This window comes from Agrobacterium sp. K11 (assembly GCF_059429395.1).
On record NZ_JCAHRB010000016.1, the window covers coordinates 1 to 21,178 of the forward strand.

The following is a 21,178-nucleotide window of genomic DNA, read 5'->3' on the forward strand; positions in this document are numbered from 1 at the left end:
TAGGACTGGCAGTCAGCAGGCCGTCATCGCAAGACGGCCTTCACCGTGGGCTTACGGTGAACCCACAGACATCCATAGAGAGCCAGACGTTAAGCGCTGTAGACGTCGTGTAAAGCTGGGTAAATTGTAGGGGTGGCGAAGTTCATCTTGACCGGGGAAGAGAAACAGCAGCAGCTTCCATCCAACAGCGACGATGGGCGGTTAAATCACCGCCCTAGAATCTCGGGAACTCGCAGGGATCACGATTTCCACGCGTAGTCCACCTGACGGCGTATTGGTGGCCGTTGCGCAACCGCCATGCCATTCGGCAGCGCGGCGGGTGATGGCGAGGCCGAGGCCAAAGCCCGAGCGCGTCGTGACGGTGGAACTCTGTGAGAACGGTTGGAAAATAGCGTCCAGTTCCGCGTCCGGTACGCCAGGTCCCGCATCCTGGATGGAGAGTGAAAGTTGCTGACCGTGTACTTCCGAAGTGACGAGAACAGATGTCTTGTCTCTGGTGTAGGCAATTGCATTGCGGATCACGTTTTCTAGCGCCCGGTAAATCAATTCTCCGTTGACGGAAGCAACGAATGTGTCGACGCCTTCATATTGAACCCTAATATCGCGTGACTGACCTTCGAAACTCGCATCCTCGACAATCTCCCTCACGAGATCGACAACATCCAGTGTTTGTCGATCAAAGCGCGGAGCGTTTCGTTCCGAAAGCCTCGCCAGAGTTAGGATTCCGCCGACCAATTCATCTAAGCGTTCGACTTCTCTTCCCATTCGCTCGATCATTGCGGTCAACCGCGCCGGGTTTTGTTGCAAGACGCCGATAGCCGCCTGTAATCTTGACAGGGGTGAACGTATCTCGTGAGAGACATCGTGAAACAACTGTTGCTGTGCAATCTGGAGTTCCTGAAGGCGTGCTGCCGTAATGTCGAGGTCGTGCGCCAGAGAGGCAACTTCGTCGCGCTTGCTGCCAATTGTATGCGCTATTCGAACATCGAGTTGGCCATTGGCTATGGCTCGCAACCCGTATCGAAGCTGCTCCACGGGGGTGATAAAGTACCGGGCGAGCCAGTAGGCAGCTGCCGCCGCTGCCATGAGGGCGGCTAACCACGGCACTGTCCGCGGCCAGGTTTTTGAAATAACACCCTGAGGCGAGCCGGCGATCTGGACCTCGTAGCAATTCCCGTCGCTCACCGCGTTCACAATTAGATCATGTCCCGCCTTAACCCCACAGTCGAATGCTGGACCAACCGGGCTGATCCGAATGGATAATTCGCGACCGGTACGCTGCATGGCTGCCACCAGCTTCTTTGCAGCGTCATATCCATCTGATTGCAGGACCTGGGCCGTTGTTTCCAGGGCAAGCCTGTGTTCGCGGTTGGCGACTTCTTCTTCAAAAGGGGATTGGAACATGGTGCTAATTGCAAACAGCAGTGCTATCGACCCTGCCATGGCAAGCCAGACCACGCTGAAAAATTTCCAGAATAGTCGATGCATCACTAGCCCTCTAACAGCTGATAGCCGCGGCCTCTTACAGCCTGAATCCACGGCTGCCCGTCTTCGCGGGTTCCGAGCTTTTGGCGGATACTGCTGATATGGACATCGATGCGGCGATCAAATGCGGTCAGTGGCTTGCCGAAGGCGCGCAACGAGATATCCTGTTTGGAAACCAACTGGCCGGAAGAACGGACAAGCACCTCGAGCAGACTGAACTCGGTGCCGGTCAGTTCGAGCTGGGTACCGGACCACTCGGCTCTGCGGGTTGAAGGATATAGCGTCAGCGCGCCCGTTTTCAGCACCTCCAGCCTACCATCCCGTTCGCTTCGGCTAGATCGACGAAGAATCGCGCGGATTCGAGCGGCCAGTTCTCCTGGCGAACAGGGTTTGGCGACATAGTCGTCCGCGCCAAGATTAAGCCCGGAAATACGATCAATGTCATCACCGCGGGCCGTCAACATCAGAACCGGGACATCGCTAACCTGCCGGATTTTCCGCAACACATCGAGGCCGTTCATACGGGGCATCATGATGTCGAGGACAATGAGATCGAGTGACGTCGTTGTTGCTACAACGACACCGGTTCTGCCGTCGTCTGTGGTGTCAACCGCGAAGCCTTCTTCGGTCAGGTATTCGCAGAGCAGATTTGTTAGCTCGATGTCATCATCGATTAAAAGCACCTTAGGCATGTCTTGCATCCGTCGCGTCGATGCTTGAATTGTTTAAGGCATGACGCCCGTAAATACAGCAGTTTTACATAACTTAACACGTTCTTGACCGACATTAACATCGCGATCCCTATAGTGCAGCCGACAGCTTAAAGGCAGCCCGGATCATGCGTATAGTCTTCTCTTCAGGTTCCGTCCTCGCCACGTTGGCGGTACTCAGCGGTTGTACCGCCCTTGACACCCTCAAAACTTCAAATTCTGTCGTGTCAGCCTATTGGCACGCGACGTTGCCGCATGGAGGACGCCCTACTGATCTCGTCGCGTGGTGGGCAAGCTTTAAAGATCCTTCGCTGACGGAATTGCTAACACTGGCGGAACGGGAAAATCCGACCGTTCAAGAAGCCGTCGGCAATATCGACAAGGCGCGTGCGACGCTGGATAGCGCTCGTGCGGGCCTCTTCCCGTCGCTGGATGGATCTGCCTCTGCATCGCGCGAGGGCAACAAAGGCGATGACCTCAATAAGATTGTAGCCGGAACGAACAAAAGTGGTGGTCTCGACGCAGCCTGGGAACTTGATTTGTTCGGCAAGACTAAGAAAGAAACACAGGCTGCGGCTTCGAGAGCCCGAGGCAAGGTCTGGTCATGGCATGACGCACGGATTTCCGTCGCAGCCGAGGTCGGTGATTACTACGTCCAGTATCGCGCGTGTCGCCAGTTGGAAAAGCTTTACCGCGACGAGCTCGCGTCGCAGAGAGAGACGCTGCGCGCCACTGAAAAGTCAGCACAGTCCGGCTTCACGTCAACTGCCGATTTGGCGCTCTCCCGCGCAAGTGCGGCGACATCCTCGTCAAATTTGACCGCCCAACGTGGTGACTGCGAAATCATTGTCAAGTCGCTGGTACAACTGACTGCTACCGATGAAGTGGTGATCAGAAAATTGCTGGACCAGGGGAAAAGTAGCATTCCACAGCCTTCATCGTTGCAGATCGCCTCTGTACCGGCGGAGGTTTTGAGGCAACGGCCTGACGTCAATGCGCTGGAAGCTGAGGTCGCAGCAACGGTTTCGGATGTTGGCGCGGCAAAGGCCGACCTTTATCCAAGTCTCAGCTTGAGTGGATCCATTTCAATCAGCGAATCCACCGTAACCGGCAGATCGATACCGTGGTCCTTTGGTCCTGCATTGTCGATACCGCTCTTTGATGGCGGCACCAAAAGGGCTGCCGTCAGAAGTGCAGTGGCGGATTACGATGTTGCTGTCGCAAGTTACAAGTCCGGCGTCTTGACGGCTGTCGCAGACGTGGAAACAGCCCTCATTCGCGTCAACACGGCTTTGAAACGTATCGGCGATGCCAAGATGGCCGCTGATAACTATCAAAGCTATTTCCGCTCGGTCGATGAGAATTGGAAATCTGGTGGCGTCAGCATCCTCGACCGGGAAGAGGCGCGTCGCTCGGCACAGTCTGCCGCCATCACCCTCATCGAAATCAGGCGCGACGCGGTCCGATACTGGATCGCACTCTACAAGTCCCTGGGAGGCGGTTGGTCCGCTCCGGCTGGCGCCTCGAATACCCTTATGACTGGAACACACTGATGCGTAGATCCGCTTTTTCCTCTCTCGCCATGGCCATTGCCGTAACTTTCATGCCGCAGTCGGCCCGTAGCGAAGACGCCGTACAGACCGACTCTCAAGCTGCAGCTTTGACAGTGAGCGTCTCCAACCCCCAGCTCTTGAACTGGCCGGTGACTATTCCTGCGAGTGGTCGACTTGCCGCATGGGATGAAGCGGTCATCGCCGCTGAGGTTAGCGGCTTTAAAATCATCGACGTCAAAGCAGATATCGGTGCGACGGTTAAAAAGGGAGACCTGCTGGTGCAGTTCTCCGCTGATACGGCGCAGGCGGATTTGGAACAGCAGCAAGCGACGGTCGAAAAGCAGGAAGCGGCGCTCGATCAAGCGGTTGCGGATGCGGATCGCGCCCGAGGACTGACGGGGTCCGGTGCGTTGTCGAAGCAGCAAACGACAGAGTATCTGATCAGCGAGCGCAAGGCGAAAGCCGACGTCCTCTCTGCGAAAGCCGCGTTGGCATCTTCGCAACTGACACTGGACCGGACAAAGGTTTACGCCGTCGATGACGGGATCATATCTGCGCGTTCGGCATCTCTCGGTAACGTCGTGAATGCCGGTGACGAACTGTTCAAGCTCATCCGGCAAAGCAGGGTAGAATGGCAAGCGGAGTTGCCGGTAAAGCGGTTGGCCGAAGTAAAGCAAGGAACGAAAGCAGTGATACCGACCCCTGACGGCAATATTAGTGGCGAGGTTAGGTTGGTTTCACCCACTACGTCGACAAATAATGGTCGGGTCACGGTTTACGTGACCCTCCAGCCCGAGGCAGGAATGCAAACCCCGAAGACCGGCATACTCGCCAGCGGCTACTTCGCGTTCGACCACGCCGATGCGCTGACAGTGCCAGCGACAGCCGTCACGCTCCGGGACGGGTTTTCCTATGTCTTCATTTTGAACGAGGCTGAGAAGGTGACCGTTGCGCGGAAGCGCGTCGAGACAGGTCGCCGACAGGGCGACCGTGTCGAGATTGTTTCTGGTATCAAAAAGGCGGACAAAGTCGTCACAGCAGGTGGTGCTTTCCTCGCAGATGGCTCGGTTGTGCGAGTGTCCGACGGCACCACGATTGCCAAAAAGGAGGAAGCAAAGTGAATTTCTCCTCATGGTCCATCCGCAATCCCGTCCCGCCCGTTCTGCTTTTCGTCCTGTTGACCGCCTGTGGTCTGTGGGCTTTCAATCGCCTCGACGTCCAGAATTTCCCCGATATGGACCTTCCAACGATCGAGATCAGTGCTTCGCTGGATGGGGCGTCGGCGTCTCAGCTCGAAACGGAAGTGGCTCGCAAGATCGAGGATGAACTGACGGGCCTTTCCAAGCTGGACTCCGTCACAACAACGATCACGGATGGTTCTGTTAGCATCTCGGTTGCCTTCCAGGTTGGAAAGGACACCCAGGAAGCACTGGATGAGGTCAAGAGTGCTGTCGACGAGGCAAAGAGCGACCTGCCGGAAGAAATGAACGCGCCGACCGTTTCGAAACAGTCGTTGAACGCCTCGCCACTCATCACCTACGTCGTGCATTCAGACAAATTGGATTCTGCTGAGCTTTCTTGGTTCATCGACAACGATCTGTCGCGGGCGCTGATGGCTGTGGACGGTGTTGGTGAAGTCAGTCGCCTTGGCGGGGTCGATAGAGAAGTCAGGGTAGAGCTCAACGCAAATCTCCTCGATGGCCTTGGTTTGACCGCGAGTGATGTCAACAGCCAGGTCGAAGCGGTGCAGTCCGATCTGTCTGGTGGCAAGGGCAGAATCGGCGGCGAAAGTCAGTCTGTCCGGACGCTTGCAACGGCAAACAGTGTAGAACAGCTCCGATCATTGCCCATACCCTTACCTGCCGGGAGTTGGGTTCGACTGGACGAACTCGGAACGGTAACAGATACCCACAACGATCTTACCTCACTTGCCTACCTGAATGGCAAACCCGTGATTGCCGCTCAGATCAAGCGTTCAAAAGGCTATTCTGATACGGCGGTTACCGAGAAAGTTCGCGACGCGATGACGGTATTTGCTGCGGCCAATCCGGGCGTGACAATCGAAGAAGCCTACAACACCATCGTACCCACCGAGCAAAACTACGAATCCTCGATGCACATGGTCTATGAGGGCGCGCTCATCGCCGTTTTCGTCGTGTGGCTGTTTCTGCGCGACTGGCGTGCGACGCTTCTCGCGGCTGTTGCCCTGCCGCTGTCGATCATACCGACTTTTCTCGTGATGTACCTGCTTGGCTATACGTTGAACACAATTACACTGCTGGCGATTTCACTTGTGGTCGGGATTCTCGTGGATGACGCCATTGTCGAGATAGAAAATATCGAGCGACACCTCAACATGGGTAAAAGCCCCTTCGAGGCGGCGATGGAGGCAGCTGACGAAATCGGCATGGCTGTTATTGCCACGACGTTTACCTTGGTCGCGGTCTTCCTTCCAACAGCTTTCATGGGCGGCATTCCGGGCATCATTTTCAAGCAGTTCGGTATTACTGCGTCAGTTGCCGTTCTCGCCTCGCTTCTGGTTGCGCGATTGCTAACGCCAATGATGGCAGCGTATATGATGAAGGCCAGTGGCAAGACACACGAAGAGGACGGCCGCCTGATGCGGAGCTACCTCTGGCTGGTAAAGGGTGCGTTGCGCCGCCGCTGGATTCCAGTGCTTGGGACGGTCGGGTTTCTGGCATTCACGATCCTTCTGTTGTCTCATTTGTCGACGGGCTTTTTCCCAGCCTCCGATGACAGTCGAACGCAAATTACCCTCACCACGCCATATGGATCGACGATTGAAGCGACTGACGAGGCGGCGCGAAAAGCATCCGAAATCATCGCAGGCGTAGACCACGTCACCTCGGTGTTTCAGTCAACCGGAACAGCGTCCACGGGCGGGATGAACAGTACGTCAAATTCAAGCACTAACAGTGCGACAATCGTCGTCAATCTAACGCCGATTGACGACCGGGATATAAAGCAGTCGGAGATCGAAAATGATTTGCGAAAAGCCTTGGAGCAGTTGCCCGGCGTTCGCCTGGAAATAGGCTCCGGAGGCAATGGGACAAAGCTCACGCTGACGCTTGCAGGCGACAATTCTGACCTTCTTGAACAGGCGGCGGCAAGCCTTGAAACTGATTTGCGCACGCTTCCAGGGATCGGCAATGTCACTTCATCCGCGGCCATGCAGACTCCGGAGGTCACCATAAAACCCGACCTTGCGCAGGCGGCCTCTCTTGGTGTGACGTCCAAGGCCATCGCCGAAGCCATTCGCGTGGCGACTGCTGGTGCGTATGATACAGCTCTGTCGAAGCTTAATCTGCCCGAACGCCAGGTCGCCATTCGCGTGATGCTCGACACCGCAAGCCGTCAGTCATTGGATGCTATCTCGCTGATCCCAGTCGATGGTAAAGAAAGCAAGATCTCGCTGGGTGCTATCGCCGACATCTCGATTGGCTCCAGCCCCAGTCAGATCGATCGGCTTGACCGATCGCGCAACGTCTCGCTGACTGTCGAGTTAAATGGCAGGAACCTCTCCGACGTGACCGCAGAAGCCGCACAGTTGCCCGGCTATAAAAACCTGCCGCAGGGCGTGAAGTTCGTGGAGCAGGGCGAATTAAAACGTCAGAGTGAGCTGTTCAGTAGTTTCGGCACATCCATGGCGATCGGCATTTTCTGTATCTATGCCGTTCTGGTCCTTCTGTTTCATGATTTCCTCCAGCCTGTGACTATTTTGATGGCTCTGCCGCTGGCGCTCGGCGGCGCTCTGCTGCCTTTGGTGCTGACAGGTACGAGCTTTTCAATGCCTGCTGTTATCGGTCTGATCCTACTGATGGGAATTGTCTCGAAAAACTCGATCCTTCTCGTGGAGTACGCCATTGAGGCACGACGTGCCGGCATGTCTCGCTACGACGCCCTTGTCGATGCCTGCCACAAGCGAGTACGACCCATTATCATGACCACCATCGCTATGGCCGGCGGCATGCTGCCCGCAGCGTTGAGTCTCGTCTCGGGAGACTCAAGCTTTCGCCAACCCATGGGTATCGTTGTCATAGGCGGATTGATTACCTCCACCTTCCTAAGCCTTCTGGTCATTCCTGTGGTCTTCACTTTCCTGGATGACGCGCTTGTATGGCTCAAGGCGAGGATCGGAGGGGGCGAAACCAAGCAGGCAGAGGGATTTTCCACGCCACAAGTCTAACGCATGCAGGACCTGCCGGGGACACCGGCTCTGCATTGGGTCGCCGGAAACTGCGCCCCACCGATGACGATACAGCGAATAACCCTAGATTTGCAGACACCTTCTTTCCCAATCCATGAGGAAATCGAATTTCAGCGAAGAGTTTAAGCGTGACGCGGTGCGTCAGATCACAGAGCGAGGCTATCCGGTTGCGGAGGTTTCGCAGCGGCTCGGCGTCAGTCAGCATTCGCTTTACGAATGGAAGAAGAAGTTTGCTTCGTTGAACGTCAAGGCAGCGACGAGGCTGATGAGATCAAGCGGCTGAAGAAGGAACTGGCTCGCGCCACCGAGGAGCGCGACATCCTAAATGTCAATCGAACGCAGGCCGCGAACCGGCTCCCCACTATCATCGAACTCACGTCGCACTCTGTAGCCGTAAAAGATACCGCCTGGCACCCGCCCCTGTTTGGCCACGGTCTTCATGCCTGCGCGCACGCGGTAGCGAACTTGTTCGAGCACTTCCTGCCTGAGAACCGCCCTCAATCCAAGTTCCATCAATCACACCGCCGCGGCGCCGTGAACCTTCCACAAATCAACATCATGAAACTGCAGGATCTTGAGAATTTGGGCACTGTGCTGAAGGCCGCGGGAAAGGCGATCGAGAGTAAGGCAGAGAAACACGCCATAGGCGCCGGTCTTCGCCACCGCCAAAGCGGCCTGGAGCCCAGGCCGCGTCTCGAAAGACGAACCGCTTACATAGGCGTCGACGAAAGTGTCGGCCAAATGCCAGCCTTGTCGCGGAACGAATTGCTTTCCGAGATCGGGCTGGGTTGTGATCCAAGCGAGGTCTTGTTGATCTGTTGCATAACGCGTGTAAAGCACGATGCGCTTGAGGGCATGCATAATGACCGATCTCCCTGTTTGTATCGCGATCACCATGGTAGAGATCGAATATGGGATTCGGGGTTTTCATTCACCGCACAGATTCAATCTACGACGACAGTCCGGCTGAGGAATATCAGTTTCCGAGCCAGTATCTCGGCCGCGTCCAAGCCTGCGTTGGAGATTGGGTCATATACTACGAGCCTCGAAAGGTTGCGGCGACGCGCGGATATTTCGCGGTCGCCAAGGTCGCACAGGTCATTCCAGACCCCAAAGCGTCCGGTATGCATCTGGCTCTGATCGAACCCGGCAGCTATCTCGATTTCGTCAACGCTGTTCCTTTCAGCGGGCCAGATGGCGTGATCGAGCGGGGAGTGCTCAACGACGCGGGGCGAATTTCGGGAAGGGCGCAAGCAGCCGTGCGGCCGATCTCAGCCGCAGACTTCAATCGTATCTTGTCAATTGGCCTGGCAGAGGATCAACCGGAACTGCCGCGATCGGGCGAGGCAATAGACAGGCCAACTGGCGCCGGATTCTCGGGCGGCATTCAAGCTCCATTTATGTTCGAAGAGGAAAGGGTGCGGGTCACACAGCTTTCATCGCGTATCGTTCGCGATCGCCTGTTTCGCCGACTGATCTTGCAGGCCTACGACAAACGATGCGCGATAACAGGCTTGAAGCTGATCAATGGCGGCGGCCGCGCGGAGGTTGATGCCGCCCATATTCGCCCGGTTGAAGCGGACGGCCCGGATATTCTGTCGAATGGCATCGCGCTCTCTGGCACGGCACACTGGATGTTCGATCGCGGCCTTATCGGCTTGTCGGACGATCTTGAGGTCCTGGTTTCGCGTCAAGCGAACGACCGCGGCAGCATCCAAGGTCTTATCAACAAGACCGGAAGAGCGATCGTACCGGCAGGTGTTCACGAACGCCCGCATCCACAATTTCTGAGATGGCATCGCGAGAATACCTTTAAGCAATAGCGCGCCAACGGCTCAAATCCGTTCAAGTGCTTGATGGGACACATTCATTGCGGCTCGCAAGGTATCGTTGATGCGCTCTTGCCAGCTCGGACCGTCCGCCTGAAAATGCGAAAGGACATCACTGTCGATTTTCAAGGATACAAGCTCCTTGGTGTTGGAGATTGCGGACCGTTCAACGGCTGGAGCTGCGACCTTCTGCGCCGGTTTGAACAGCGCAGCCGGTCAATTTCTACTTTCAGGCTGTATGTCAAAACAGCGGTGGTCGCACCCCACATTTGGTGGGCAGCCGAAATAACGCAATTGCTGCTGATAAACTGGTCAACCGCCCCTCAATCCGGAAGAGAACGCTTATCGCGAAGGTTACTCTAAGTTGGCCGATCAACATGCACCTTTGCTCTTTCAGTGGCACTTCATTCTTGCACCACCAGGATCAGGCAGAAGCCTGTGCGCCTAGACCAAACGAGACCATCGCCGCTTCACACGCACGCGTAAACCGCATTGACGGACCTTCTTTGCCGGCGGCAAGTTTGCTGACGCGTGCTCCCTCCAACAGCATGGATAGCGTATCAGCCAAAAGTTCAGGATCGCTTACACCTGTCGAACGACAAAGATCGGCAAGCCGGGAATGCTGTTCCATCTTCAACGTTTCTATTATCGCATGTGCAGGGTGTCCTTGCTCCTTCAACTCTACCGCAGCATTGGCCAAATCGCATCCAAAGGGCTCGCTGGAAAGACATTGTGCGCGCGCGTTAACCCATGCCTTGAGCTGAGCCCTCGGGTCGCCCGGGTTCTCTGTTTCGAGATCTTCCCAGGCTTTATTGAGCGTTCGAGAGCTGTGCTTGAGCGCTTCACACACAAGATCGTCCTTGGAACCAAAATGTCGGTATAACGTCATTTTGTTGGTCGAGGCGGCTTCGGCAATGGCATCAACACCGATGCCGCGTATCCCATGTTCACGAAACAGTTGACAGGCCGTTGACACAATCCGGTCACGAGGTGCGATTTTCTGCTCGGAAGCACGATCAGATGTCTCGGATTTCATGAGTTTAATTTTTACCCTCAAGCGGTGTTGACATGCGTGTTACCGATCGGTAACTATCACAAAAGTTACTTACCGGTAACACCTTGGCGCGAGCCCGTCAAGCAATCGCCCGCTTTCACAGCTTAGGAATTATCGAAAGGAGACTGAGATGAGACAGACGATAGACGAGATGACGCTCGCCGAGATTTTCGCAGATCCACTGATCCGTTCAGTCATGCGCGCCGACGACGTTGGTCTGGACGACTTCAAAGAGTTGATGCATTCGGCGGCGACGTCCTTGACGACGCGCGATCGCGCAACATTTGCTGGACAGTTTGAAACGAGCGGTCCTGCAGCTTCATCGAAGCGTACACTCGCGACCGCCATACAGCCCTTGTTCGCAGGTTTCTTTAAGCCTTGCGCTGCCCATATGTGAATGTGGCCTGCATCACCATCCCGCAAGTCGGGCTTATCCGCGGTGATACAAGATGGCCCCATTCCTAGACATCCGTTCATGGGCTACGTCGTTGTCGATGCAATTCGGAGGCATGCATATGGAGTGGAACGCACTCGCGTCATTGTACCAGCCGGTGAGATCTGGGGCAGTTGGTTTAAAGGAGCGGAGACGACATCCGACTTTATGACTGAGCGTGAGCAGGCTGCTTCGCAGGATCGCGAGTATATGCTGGATCAAGAATCCATCTCATTAAGTGCGCATAGCTAGCTCCCAGATGGAGACGCGCTCATGGCACCAATTGGTGCGATAATCTACGCCCCTCGATCCGACCATTACCACCATGCCTATTGCGGGTCGCTGGTGCGACTCCGCTCAAGGCGACAAGATCTCCATTTAGAAAGCAGTATCGTAGCCTCAGACACGAGCGCTTTACGGTCGGGCAATGTAACTTTCTCGTATCTGAAGTCTGCGAAAGCTACATACATGCCCCTCTATCTCGTCGGCGAAAACATCGACAAAACTCGCGGCTTTCGCCAAGCCGAGGCTGGCAAGCTTGTACAGCTAATGCGCGGCATCTATGTCGACGCCGACGACGATATAGACCAGACGGTGCGAATATGGCGCTTCTGAAGATTGCAGCGCCAAGGACAGGAGATTTCAGCTCGGTTCGCATGGCGCCGCTCTATGATGCGGTAACAACGCTGGTGTTTCCGAACCTGCACCATGGCCGCATGGCCTTCAAAATCAGCGGCAAGGATGAACGACTGAAGAGAGCCGATTTCAAGCGTTGCGCAGCGACAGCGGGTATTCCGGCGGCGGCGGATAAGGCCATGGATGAAATGAGAGCAGTGCTTGCGCGCGGATTGGAACAGCTTGCGCTACCGCCGCCGCTGACAGATAGATCAGTGGGCGCTGAAAGAGCGGCGCAGGTGCGGGAGATTGTGGGCGAACGCCTGGACAGTTTTGGATAGCTTGGCTCGAGTTTGGCGGGAGTCACCTGTCAACATAGACTGCTGCGAGATCGCCCAGATCCCAGTTTCCGCCGGAAAGGACGGCACAGACTTTTTCTTCAGGCTTGACGTCGAGCGCACCCGCCAGCAGTGCTCCGACCGTGATAGCGGCTGCAGGTTCGGCAATGAGCTTTGCATCCTTTGCCAAAGCGCGCATACCCTCAACAATATAGTGATCGTCGACGAGGACGATTTCGTCGACATATTTCTCGATGATGGGATAAGGGTTCTGGCCGGGAACGCTGATTCTCAGACCATCTGCTATTGTGTTCTGCAAGGGTAGCGAGGTCCGCGTCTTGTTAATACGGCTCTGGAAGTACTTCGGTGTCAGCGCGGGCTCCACCCCGATCACGCGCACACTGGGTCTGGTCTCTTTTATGGCCGTGGCGATCCCTGAAATCAGTCCGCCGCCGCCGACCGGCACGACGACCGTATCCACCTCGGGAAGATCATCGAGTATTTCACAGCCGATCGTTCCCTGTCCGGCCATGACGATCGGATCTTCAAATGCGTGGATCGGGGCATAGTGGTTTTCTGCAGCGATTTCATAGACCCTTTTCCATCTGGCCGCAGTGTCGCCGTCGAATAGGACGACCTCTGCCCCAAGGGCCTTTGTGTTCTCAATCTTGATTTTGGGCGTGTTAACAGGCAGCACCAATATCGCCCTCACACCCAGCATCCTAGCGGCATAGGCAAGTCCCTGTGCATGATTGCCCGACGATGTCGCAATGATGCCGTTTGCGATTTCTTCCTTGGAAAGCGAAAGAGCCTTGTTCAGCGCCCCCCTTATTTTGAAGGCTCCGGTAATCTGCAGGGTTTCAGGCTTGAGGTAGAGATTGCAGCCAACGGTCTCCCCAATCTTGTCCGCGCGCAGTAGTGGCGTGTGTCTGACATGGGGTTTCAGTCGGGTGCGGGCGTCGAGTATATCTTGTATCGTCGGAAAACTGTTCATGGCTACTGCTCGAAAAATGAAAAGAAGGTGCCGACATTGGCGGCAATGGCTTTTTCGTAGATCGTTCCGGCTGTGGTGTTGTCCTGTATCGCCATACCGGTGGAATCGAAAATGGTGATTTCATCATCGCTTGTCCGGCCGTGCTTCGCACCCAGCAGCAGCTCTCCGATTTCAGCGTGAATATCGGCCATTGTGATAATGTTAGTTTGCAGCGGGTGCCACGTTTCACCCTTTTGTGTGCATTGCTGGATGGAATCAACAACGATCTTGGCGTGTGTGAAAAGCTCGGGGTCCAGCTCCTGTTTGCCCCGCTGATCCGTACCGATCGCGACAATGTGCGTGCCGGGCCTCACCCAGTCCGCCTGTACGACATCACCTTTGCCCCGCGTTGTCGTGATCAAAATGTCGCCTTTCTCAACGGCCTCCTTCTTGGAGGGGGCGATGATTACGGGAATTGCGAATTCGCGTTCGATATCGTTCTTGTAGTCGGACAAAGCCGAAGGGGTGCGGCTCCAGGCGTGGATTTCCTGGATTTGTATGACCTCGTTGATTGCCCGGATCTGCATTCTCGCCTGACTGCCTGTGCCGATCGAAGCGACAACACGGCCGTTCGGTCTTGCAAGCGCTTTGACGGACACAGCTCCGGCGGCCCCGGTGCGGAGCCCCGTGATCAGGCTTCCGTCCATGACGCAGATCAATGCACAGCTCCTGGCATCGAAAAGGAGAATTGTCCCCATGCTGTTCGGTACGCCATGCTCCTCAGGATTTCGGGTAAATCCCCCGGAATGTGCTTTCATCGAAATGATTTCAGCCTGCTTGTGATAGCCCAGCTTGAAATCAATCTCTCCCCGCCTGGCAGGAAGACTAATCCCAATGTACTCGGGCTGCTCGACCTGATTGCTGCTATAGGCTTTATAGGCGTCTTCGACAGCGCCGATGACTTGTTTCAAGTCGATGAGCCGCCTCACTTGATTCTTGTTAAGTAGAAGCGTCTGCATCGCTGACCTCAGTTCGTTCGCGACCACCGGAGTTATGGGCGTGTGTGACATTTATTTTTTAATCATCACCGGTCAGAGCACTATTTCCAGTCATATGCGAACCCGTTGCAAGCAGATTGTTGCGATTTAGGCTCCTGCTTTCGCAGAAAATTTGCTGTCCTCAGACAATGGGAAGAACGGTCGTATCTAATGTTACCAACCCACCAGGCGCACGAGCCGCGAAGAGATTTGCGATCGCTAACATCGTCCACTGCCGCGCGTTGTGGCTGTCGGGCGGAGCGTGCGGATGCTGCCTTCTTGGCGGGTGCCATTTTGCTCGAGCTAACTGTCGGCTTTGGCGGTCGTCGTTCTTCGGCCGCTGATGCGCCGAGCCGGCGGATGATTGCATGCAAGCTTGGCCGGGGCTGCTTTTTCAGTTCTGCCGTCAACTCGGCTTCGATCCCACAGGCCTGACTAATCATCGTCCAGTCGATATGGCCATTCAGAAGCGGGGGCAATTTCCGGTAGATGATCAAACGGACTAAATAAGGCCTTATATTCTCTAGCACCCGCTTGAGGGCATCGCGTTGATATCCCGCGAAACAACGGCAGGACAGAATGAGGCAAGAACGTTTGCTGAAAACGAGGTGTGAAATCGCGAAGGGCCTGAAATTTCGGGCCTTTGTGATACGGCAATACCGGGCTAACTCGTCGCTAAAGGTCTCCACAGTTGCAGTCGTTCGGCCTCGGTGGAGAGGTCGAAGATAACCTGCGTACCAGTTTTGATGCGCCGCCGCAGGACGTTGGCGCGGTCAGAATTTGTCTGAAGCATACCGCCGTCATGAAGCGTTTGCAGCGGCGAACGCGAAACTCTCAACTCTAACGCCAGCAGACGGTCGAGGCGCGTGCTGGTCGGAACTGGACCATCAGTTCTATATAAGATTTCGTCTAATTGTCAGCTTCGTGCAAAATCGCTTTCTCGATATCAAGCTCCGAAAACTCATCGACGCGCTGCGAGTTGCACCTCAAGGCTTCGAGGTTGAACATATCCGTCCGTATCTGCTTGATCACCCAAGGCATGTGATGCTCGAGGCTGGAAGAAAAATCGCCCAACTTGTCAGGATGGCTAATCGCACGCTGATCTTTTAGATATTGGTATCTCCTGCGCCCGTTTGGGCATGAAGAAATTGTAAAGTATTTAACTATAACTAATCGCAAGAAAACCAGCGAAGCACGGCCGTGGAACAATTGGTTCTAGTCCGTGTTTTGCGAAATGCGGCCCGGCGTTTCCGCCTTTTGGCGGGGCTGTCGTTTCGCCCGCGGAATGGTGACCTGCCCGTATTTGAGGGGGCAGGCCGGCGTTTTTCGGCGCATGCATGATGCAGTTGCGATCAGAGCCGATGATGCGGCTACCGAAGCCTTGATGATCGAGGTTACGCGACGTGCAATGTCAGTCTTGCCGAACACCTCCGGCACGGGGAAGGAGCGGTATTCATGCCCTGAGGTTATCCGTGTCATTTCTCCAGAATGCCAGTATCCGCACCAAAATTCTGTCGCTCATTCTACCGCTCTGCATCATCGGTCTGGGTGCAACAGTATATATGTCCGCCCGTTACAAAAACGCGGACACGCTCTATTCAGAATTCATTGCCGGCGATAATGCCGCGCTTGTCGAGCTTTCTCGTGCCAACCGCAATCTTCAGGCGGTGGCTTACGGTGCTTATCAGGTAATGGCATATGACACCTCCATTCCGGATTTCGCCATCGCCAAAGGCGAGTATAACGCCGACAAAGGCGAACTGATCTCGCGATTGAACAACGTCAAGGCCATATTCCCGGAAGAGACGGCCACAATCGACAAACTGCTCAAACAATCTCAGAGCATCATCACAAGCACGGATAAGGCCGTCGAGCTTGGCTCCGCTAATCGTAATCAGGAGTCCGCGGCGGAACTCCTGAAGGCTGATGGGCAAATTCGCGCGGCCGGAAACGAAATAGGCTCGTTGCTGGACAAGCTTGCCAAGGGTGTTGCAAAAGGCAGCGACGATCTGAGTGACCAGACGAATTCCACGATCCTGACCTCGCTTGTTGTGGTTGGCATCAGCTTTGCAGCCGGCATCATTCTCGCGCTGTTCGTGGCCTCGCGTGGCATCACAACGCCGATTGCCCGCCTGCGGGAGCGTATGGTGTCGCTGGCAGGCGGCGATACGGCAGCCGAGATCGATGGCATGGACCGCAAGGACGAAGTCGGCCAGATGGCGGTTGCCGTTCAGGTGTTCCGCGAGAGTGCGATCGAGCGCATCCGCCTTGAACAGGAAACAGAAGCCAATCGCAGCCTTTCGGAAAAGGAACGCATCGCGCGCGAGCAGCAGAAGGCCAAGGAAGCTGCCGACGTCAAATTTGCCGTCGACAATCTTGCAACCGGTCTTTCGAAGCTTTCGGATGGCGATGTGTCCTACCGCATCGGCCAGCCGTTCACGGCGACACTCGACGGCGTTCGTAACGACTTCAACATGTCCGCCGAAAAGCTGCAATCGGCATTGACCCGCGTTGCGCAGAATGCCGGTGGCATCGGCGCGGGCGCAAACGAGATCAAATCGGCCGCCGACGATCTGGCCAAGCGTACCGAACAGCAGGCAGCAGCCGTGGAAGAAACCGCTGCCGCTCTGGAAGAGATCACCACGACAGTGAAGGATTCCACCAAGCGCGCGCAGGAGGCCGGCCTGATCGTCAGCCGCGCCAAGGCAGGTGCCGAACAATCCGGCGAAGTGGTACGCCGCGCCGTGGTCGCCATGGAGCAGATCTCCAAATCGGCCAACGAGATCAGCAACATCATCGGCGTGATCGACGAAATCGCCTTCCAGACCAACCTTCTGGCGCTGAATGCCGGCGTGGAAGCTGCGCGTGCGGGCGAGGCGGGCAAGGGCTTTGCCGTTGTCGCGCAGGAGGTGCGCGAGCTTGCGCAACGCTCCGCCAATGCGGCCAAGGAAATCAAGGCGCTGATCACCACCTCGAACGATCAGGTGCAGCAGGGCGTTCAGCTGGTGGGCGACACCGGCAAGGCGCTGGCGACGATCGTATCGGAAGTGCAGGAAATCAACCGGCACGTCGTCTCCATCGTGGAATCCGCGCAGGAGCAATCCTCCGGCCTCCAGCAGATCAATACCGCGGTCAACCAGATGGACCAGGACACGCAGAAAAATGCTGCCATGGTGGAAGAGACCAACGCCGCCAGCCACAATCTGGCCAAGGAGGTAGCTTCGCTCAACCAGCTTCTCGCGCAGTTCAAGCTCGCCGATACCGCCTATCAGCAGAAGAGCCAGCCCGCTCCGGTTCGCAATGCCGGCGGCAACGACAGATACGTGGCATCCCCCGTACGCGCGCTTGGCCGCAAGATTGCATCCGCATTCTCCGGTAACGCTGCTGTCGATACGTCAAAGGACGACTGGCAGGAGTTTTGATCGGCGATCGGTCAACGACATGAGCATCGGCGGGGGATATCCCCGCCGCTAATCAAGGACTATGCCACGCAATCGGAAATCGTTTGCGTGGCATAGTTTATGCCAGAGGGGTGACGAACATGTCTGGCAATCTTCGCAATACATTGTCCTTCACGCAGCGCGTCGCGACTATGGCCGCGGGATCTTTTTGGGCACTGACTCAGGCTCGACGATGTTTCGGATTCAATTGGTGTGATTTCCGAAGGGCGGTCAGCGCCATGCGAGCCCAGTTTTGACTTCCGACCTGATCCCGGCCAGTTTGAACGTTGAATCGATGCATGATGCCACCGATGCGATCGTTGTCACTGCGTCCGCCGGGTCAACGGACTCCATCTATCCCCACTGCGGGACCGTTTCCCGTCGAGTTCATAGCCGTTCCCCTCCGGTGATCGGTGATCTGCCGTGTACGGCTCGACGGATCGAATTGCATCTGACCGTCAGGCGCTTTGTCTATAGTGCTACCAACTGCCATCGAAAGATTTTTGCCGAGCGCTTCGGTGACGGTGTGGCCTCACGCTCCCTAACGAACTTCACTGCCTCAAGCTTGTACTCGCGGCTGGACTTCCTTCGTTGCATTTATGCACTCCAGTTTCGTTGGAAGCACCTTAACTTGGTGTCCACGAAACTGGCAGCAGGACAGCACTCACTTTACCAGGTTTATGATCACGGGTATCCGTTGAGTCGGGCAATAGCCCCACCAGCAGTGATGCAAGGGCAATTCTGGAGACAGTGCCGTGGACGTTAATCTCAAAGAAGCCGAGTGGCTGAATAAACCTGTAGTGTGGGAAGCCACCGAGACGGGTCTCTCTTTAACCACCGATGCAAACACTGACTTCTGGCGTGAAACGCATTACGGCTTCACGCGCGACAGTGGCCATTTCCTAGGCGTAACGGTCGTGGATGGTTTCACAGCGAGTGTCCGCGTCCAAGGCGAATTCCGGTCTCTCTACGATCAGGCCGGTCTTATGGTGCGCATTGATGAAAATCGATGGGTGAAGTCAGGCGTTGAGTTTACAGATGGCGAACGGTTTCTCAGCACAGTCATCACCGATGGAAAATCCGACTGGTCAGTGTCCCAGCCCTTCAAGGAACTTGAAGATTTCTATATCCGGATTACATTGAAGGAAGGCACGATGCGTATTCAGGCATCCTCCAATGGGAGCATTTGGCCGTTGCTGCGGCTTGCTCCGTTTCCTAAAGTTTCCCATTATTTCGTTGGGTTGACTGCTTGTACGCCTGAGCGTGGCGGACTGGATGTCCGGTTTTCGGAGTTTTCAGTCGGTGCGGCGATCACTACCGATCTCCACGACCTGTCCAGCTAGCAGCTATTTAAGAGAGTTCTTCGTAAATGCCGCCTCGATCTATCGTCCTTGTAACAGGTGCCAGTAAAGGGATACGAGCAGCCACGGCCTCTCGGCGCCAGTGCCGCCTGATCAGACACTACATAAATCAGTCTTGGTCAACCGGTTCGCCCGATTTCGACACGACGGTGGACCCGTACGGTTCTCGCGACGAAATAATCAACGCATCGTTCTGAAGCGGGCGGACAAGATGTTTTGCCTCGTCCCACGGCGCCCGCATCCAGATGTCCGTGTCCTCCTTCGTCAGCAACAGAACCGGCATGGCTTTCCCATGGATCGGTTTAACGAGATCGTTGGGGTCTGTGGTCAGAAAACCATAGAGGTCGTCGATCGTGAGTCCGTCCCGAACCTTCCGGACGCTCTTCCATTGCGGCACATGGATGCCGGCAAAAAACATCAGCGATTTCTCGTCATCGCGGGCAAACCAGGCATTGGGCACATTGCCGCCTTCCTCTCTGCTCGCCGGATCCGGTTCGGCGAAGCTGGTGACTGGGACAAGGCATCTGTGTTCGACGTCGAACCATCGCGTCCAGTGCGGGAAATTGAGCTTACGCACGTTCGTCGTGCCGCGGTCGGCCTCCATGCGGATCAGCTCCTCGAGATCAAATGGCTTGCCCTTGGCCGCGAGCTTCTCGGCCTTGGCTTTGGCCGCTTTCTCCAAGGCGAAGCGAGGGAAAGGTAATCCCCATCGCGCATGCACAAGCTGCTTCTTGCCTTCCGCCGTGTTGCGGACGATCGGCCCCATTTGGTCGGGGTTCATCTGATAGGCTGGCATCAGGTTGATCAGGCTTTCGGCGTCCTGAGCCCATTTGGAGACCCAGTCCTTGTCTTCCATCCGATATAGATTGCACATGGCAGCAATTCCTCCGTTGCGACCGAATGCAGTTGTGTGGTGAGTTCCGCCTGCGTCGCTAGTCGAGCTTGTAAACGTCGGCATTGTCTTGCCGTTCCCGCAAGCCCTTATAGGAAGAATGGCGTAGCTTGTCGTCGGCCGTCCAGGCCCGAAACTCGATCTCGGCAATCAAAGTCGGCTCGACCCAAACGATGTCTGCCTTTTCGGCATAGGGAACAGACGGCTGCTTCCGTTTCCAGCGCAGCTTGTCGAGCATCTTGCGCAGCCTGTTCATCTCGGCTTGCCTGAAGCCCGTCCCGACGTTCCCGACATGAACGAGCTCGTCACCGCGATAGGCAGCAAGCACCAGAGAGCCGAAGCCGCCGGACGATGCCGTCGATGGCTCGTAGCCAACAACCATGAAGGCTTCGCTCTTAACGCACTTGATCTTGACCCAGTCGCCGGTCCGGCCGGAGCGATAGGGTTGATCCAATTGCTTGCCGACGATGCCCTCGAGGCCAAGGCTGCCAACGTGTTCCAGCAGGATCGCGGGATCGGCGTCAATGGTTTCCGAAAGGCGGATCGCGCCGTCGTGCCCCTTCAGCGTATCCTCGAGAAGATGCCGGCGCGAACGGTACTCCACGTTGCGCAGGTCATGGCCGTCGAGATAAATAAGATCGAACGCGTAGAGGATGGCGTCCGAAGCTCGGTTGCCAGCCGTCTTTCCAGACGCACCCAACGATTTCTGCAGTAGCCCGAAATCCGGCCGCCCTTCATCGTCAAGCACAACCGCCTCGCCATCAATGATCATCGTTGCCGGACCAAGCGCCCGGGCAGCCTGCTCGATCGCCGGAAACCGGTGCGTCCAGTCATGGCCACCACGCGTGAGGATGCGGACCCCTGTCTGCTCGATATGGATAGCCAGCCGGTAGCCATCCCATTTCAGCTCCCAGCTCCATTGGTCGCCTTGTGGAGGGTGCGCCTTCGATTGGGCGAGCGCCGGCTCGACGCGATCGGGCATCGGATCAAACAGCAGCTGTGGCTGTGCGGGATTGCGCTTCCGACGCGGCTTTGACCGTAGCGGAGCTTCGGTATCACGAAGGAGCGGCTTTGATCTCGGTGGCTTCGTCATGCAAACGAGTTCAGCACGAAAACCTTAAGAAGATTGTGACGCCGTTCATCTATCCCCGCCATCCACCATTTTGAACCCGACGGACGCAAGCGCTGCAAAAATTTCTGTTTCCCCTTACCTCCTTGAATCCTTTTCGA

21 protein-coding genes and 1 pseudogene are annotated in these 21,178 nt (G+C 56.0%); 12 read left to right on the plus strand and 10 right to left on the minus strand.

Translation table 11 applies throughout. The features are described from left to right. Nucleotides 1-201: 201 nt before the first annotated feature. Together AC5SEO_RS24845 and AC5SEO_RS24850 are read right to left on the minus strand one after the other, a co-directional pair. Nucleotides 202-1,488, minus strand: coding sequence for a sensor histidine kinase (locus AC5SEO_RS24845; protein WP_112402053.1), 1,287 nt, complete (start codon nucleotides 1,486-1,488; stop codon nucleotides 202-204). Between the two features lie 2 nt (nucleotides 1,489-1,490). Next, nucleotides 1,491-2,177, minus strand: coding sequence for a response regulator (locus AC5SEO_RS24850; RefSeq protein ID WP_112402052.1), 687 nt, complete (start codon nucleotides 2,175-2,177; stop codon nucleotides 1,491-1,493). A gap of 146 nt (nucleotides 2,178-2,323) precedes the next feature. On the opposite strand from AC5SEO_RS24850, the gene AC5SEO_RS24855 reads away from it, so the two are divergent. The 4 genes and pseudogenes from AC5SEO_RS24855 to AC5SEO_RS24870 all read left to right on the plus strand — a co-directional run. Beyond that, nucleotides 2,324-3,748 (plus strand): efflux transporter outer membrane subunit, encoded by a 1,425-nt coding sequence (locus AC5SEO_RS24855; protein WP_495364119.1) that lies wholly within the window; start codon nucleotides 2,324-2,326, stop codon nucleotides 3,746-3,748. After that, nucleotides 3,748-4,869: an efflux RND transporter periplasmic adaptor subunit gene (locus AC5SEO_RS24860; RefSeq protein WP_112402051.1), complete on the plus strand. Its 1,122-nt coding sequence runs from the start codon at nucleotides 3,748-3,750 to the stop codon at nucleotides 4,867-4,869. The genes AC5SEO_RS24855 and AC5SEO_RS24860 overlap by 1 nt, the downstream gene beginning before the upstream one ends. Continuing rightward, on the plus strand, nucleotides 4,866-7,955 hold the full coding sequence (locus tag AC5SEO_RS24865; protein ID WP_112402050.1) for an efflux RND transporter permease subunit: 3,090 nt from the start codon (nucleotides 4,866-4,868) through the stop codon (nucleotides 7,953-7,955). Before AC5SEO_RS24860 ends, AC5SEO_RS24865 begins: the two co-directional genes overlap by 4 nt. Nucleotides 7,956-8,070: 115 nt before the next feature. Next, nucleotides 8,071-8,197: pseudogene (locus tag AC5SEO_RS24870) on the plus strand (transposase); the annotation flags it as partial. 100 nt (nucleotides 8,198-8,297) lie between these two features. Here AC5SEO_RS24870 and AC5SEO_RS24875 read toward each other — a convergent pair. Next, complete coding sequence (locus tag AC5SEO_RS24875; protein ID WP_495364120.1) at nucleotides 8,298-8,489, minus strand: hypothetical protein; 192 nt, start codon at nucleotides 8,487-8,489, stop codon at nucleotides 8,298-8,300. 3 nt (nucleotides 8,490-8,492) lie between these two features. After that, complete coding sequence (locus AC5SEO_RS24880; protein WP_495364121.1) at nucleotides 8,493-8,837, minus strand: recombinase family protein; 345 nt, start codon at nucleotides 8,835-8,837, stop codon at nucleotides 8,493-8,495. 50 nt (nucleotides 8,838-8,887) lie between these two features. Between AC5SEO_RS24880 and AC5SEO_RS24885 the strand changes: the two genes are divergently transcribed. Continuing rightward, nucleotides 8,888-9,799, plus strand: coding sequence for an HNH endonuclease (locus tag AC5SEO_RS24885; protein WP_003517424.1), 912 nt, complete (start codon nucleotides 8,888-8,890; stop codon nucleotides 9,797-9,799). Nucleotides 9,800-9,811: 12 nt separating this feature from the next. On the opposite strand, the gene AC5SEO_RS24890 is transcribed toward AC5SEO_RS24885, so the two are convergent. Then, nucleotides 9,812-10,012, minus strand: coding sequence for a BrnA antitoxin family protein (locus AC5SEO_RS24890; protein WP_080581035.1), 201 nt, complete (start codon nucleotides 10,010-10,012; stop codon nucleotides 9,812-9,814). Between the two features lie 217 nt (nucleotides 10,013-10,229). Beyond that, a complete protein-coding gene (locus AC5SEO_RS24895) occupies nucleotides 10,230-10,841 on the minus strand; it encodes a TetR/AcrR family transcriptional regulator (RefSeq protein WP_112402049.1) in 612 nt (203 codons plus the stop codon). Nucleotides 10,842-10,989: 148 nt separating this feature from the next. Here AC5SEO_RS24895 and AC5SEO_RS24900 point away from each other — a divergent pair, with 148 nt between their 5' ends. The 3 genes from AC5SEO_RS24900 (at nucleotide 10,990) to AC5SEO_RS24910 (ending at nucleotide 12,248) form a co-directional block, all read left to right on the plus strand. Then, nucleotides 10,990-11,256 carry a hypothetical protein gene (locus AC5SEO_RS24900; protein WP_112402048.1) on the plus strand — a complete coding sequence of 89 codons (267 nt, stop codon included), beginning with the start codon at nucleotides 10,990-10,992 and terminating at the stop codon, nucleotides 11,254-11,256. Nucleotides 11,257-11,760: 504 nt separating this feature from the next. Further along, on the plus strand, nucleotides 11,761-11,907 hold the full coding sequence (locus AC5SEO_RS24905; RefSeq protein ID WP_162633828.1) for a hypothetical protein: 147 nt from the start codon (nucleotides 11,761-11,763) through the stop codon (nucleotides 11,905-11,907). Then, the gene (locus tag AC5SEO_RS24910) at nucleotides 11,895-12,248 is read left to right on the plus strand and encodes a HipA domain-containing protein (protein ID WP_112402046.1); all 354 of its coding nucleotides are present in this window, start codon (nucleotides 11,895-11,897) and stop codon (nucleotides 12,246-12,248) included. The genes AC5SEO_RS24905 and AC5SEO_RS24910 overlap by 13 nt, the downstream gene beginning before the upstream one ends. Nucleotides 12,249-12,270: 22 nt before the next feature. Here AC5SEO_RS24910 and AC5SEO_RS24915 read toward each other — a convergent pair whose 3' ends face one another. Then, nucleotides 12,271-13,239: a threonine/serine dehydratase family protein gene (locus AC5SEO_RS24915; protein ID WP_025591382.1), complete on the minus strand. Its 969-nt coding sequence runs from the start codon at nucleotides 13,237-13,239 to the stop codon at nucleotides 12,271-12,273. A 2-nt stretch (nucleotides 13,240-13,241) separates the two neighbouring features. Then, complete coding sequence (locus AC5SEO_RS24920) at nucleotides 13,242-14,237, minus strand: ornithine cyclodeaminase family protein (RefSeq protein WP_495364122.1); 996 nt, start codon at nucleotides 14,235-14,237, stop codon at nucleotides 13,242-13,244. 798 nt (nucleotides 14,238-15,035) lie between these two features. On the opposite strand from AC5SEO_RS24920, the gene AC5SEO_RS24925 reads away from it, so the two are divergent. The 4 genes from AC5SEO_RS24925 (at nucleotide 15,036) to AC5SEO_RS24940 (ending at nucleotide 19,038) form a co-directional block, all read left to right on the plus strand. Beyond that, a complete protein-coding gene (locus AC5SEO_RS24925; protein WP_162705675.1) occupies nucleotides 15,036-15,365 on the plus strand; it encodes a hypothetical protein in 330 nt (109 codons plus the stop codon). Nucleotides 15,366-15,727: 362 nt separating this feature from the next. Then, nucleotides 15,728-17,677 (plus strand): methyl-accepting chemotaxis protein, encoded by a 1,950-nt coding sequence (locus tag AC5SEO_RS24930; protein ID WP_174041393.1) that lies wholly within the window; start codon nucleotides 15,728-15,730, stop codon nucleotides 17,675-17,677. Nucleotides 17,678-17,990: 313 nt separating this feature from the next. After that, the gene (locus AC5SEO_RS24935; RefSeq protein ID WP_495364125.1) at nucleotides 17,991-18,461 is read left to right on the plus strand and encodes a transposase family protein; all 471 of its coding nucleotides are present in this window, start codon (nucleotides 17,991-17,993) and stop codon (nucleotides 18,459-18,461) included. Continuing rightward, entirely contained in the window at nucleotides 18,451-19,038 is a 588-nt protein-coding gene (locus AC5SEO_RS24940; protein WP_003517419.1) for a DUF1349 domain-containing protein, read from the plus strand. Before AC5SEO_RS24935 ends, AC5SEO_RS24940 begins: the two co-directional genes overlap by 11 nt. 127 nt (nucleotides 19,039-19,165) lie before the next feature. Here AC5SEO_RS24940 and AC5SEO_RS24945 read toward each other — a convergent pair whose 3' ends face one another. Both AC5SEO_RS24945 and ligD read right to left on the minus strand, forming a co-directional pair. Beyond that, nucleotides 19,166-19,930, minus strand: a complete 765-nt coding sequence (locus tag AC5SEO_RS24945) for an SOS response-associated peptidase (protein ID WP_112401593.1) — start codon at nucleotides 19,928-19,930, stop codon at nucleotides 19,166-19,168. Nucleotides 19,931-19,988: 58 nt separating this feature from the next. Continuing rightward, complete coding sequence (gene ligD / locus AC5SEO_RS24950) at nucleotides 19,989-21,041, minus strand: non-homologous end-joining DNA ligase (RefSeq protein WP_112401592.1); 1,053 nt, start codon at nucleotides 21,039-21,041, stop codon at nucleotides 19,989-19,991. Nucleotides 21,042-21,178: the final 137 nt, after the last annotated feature.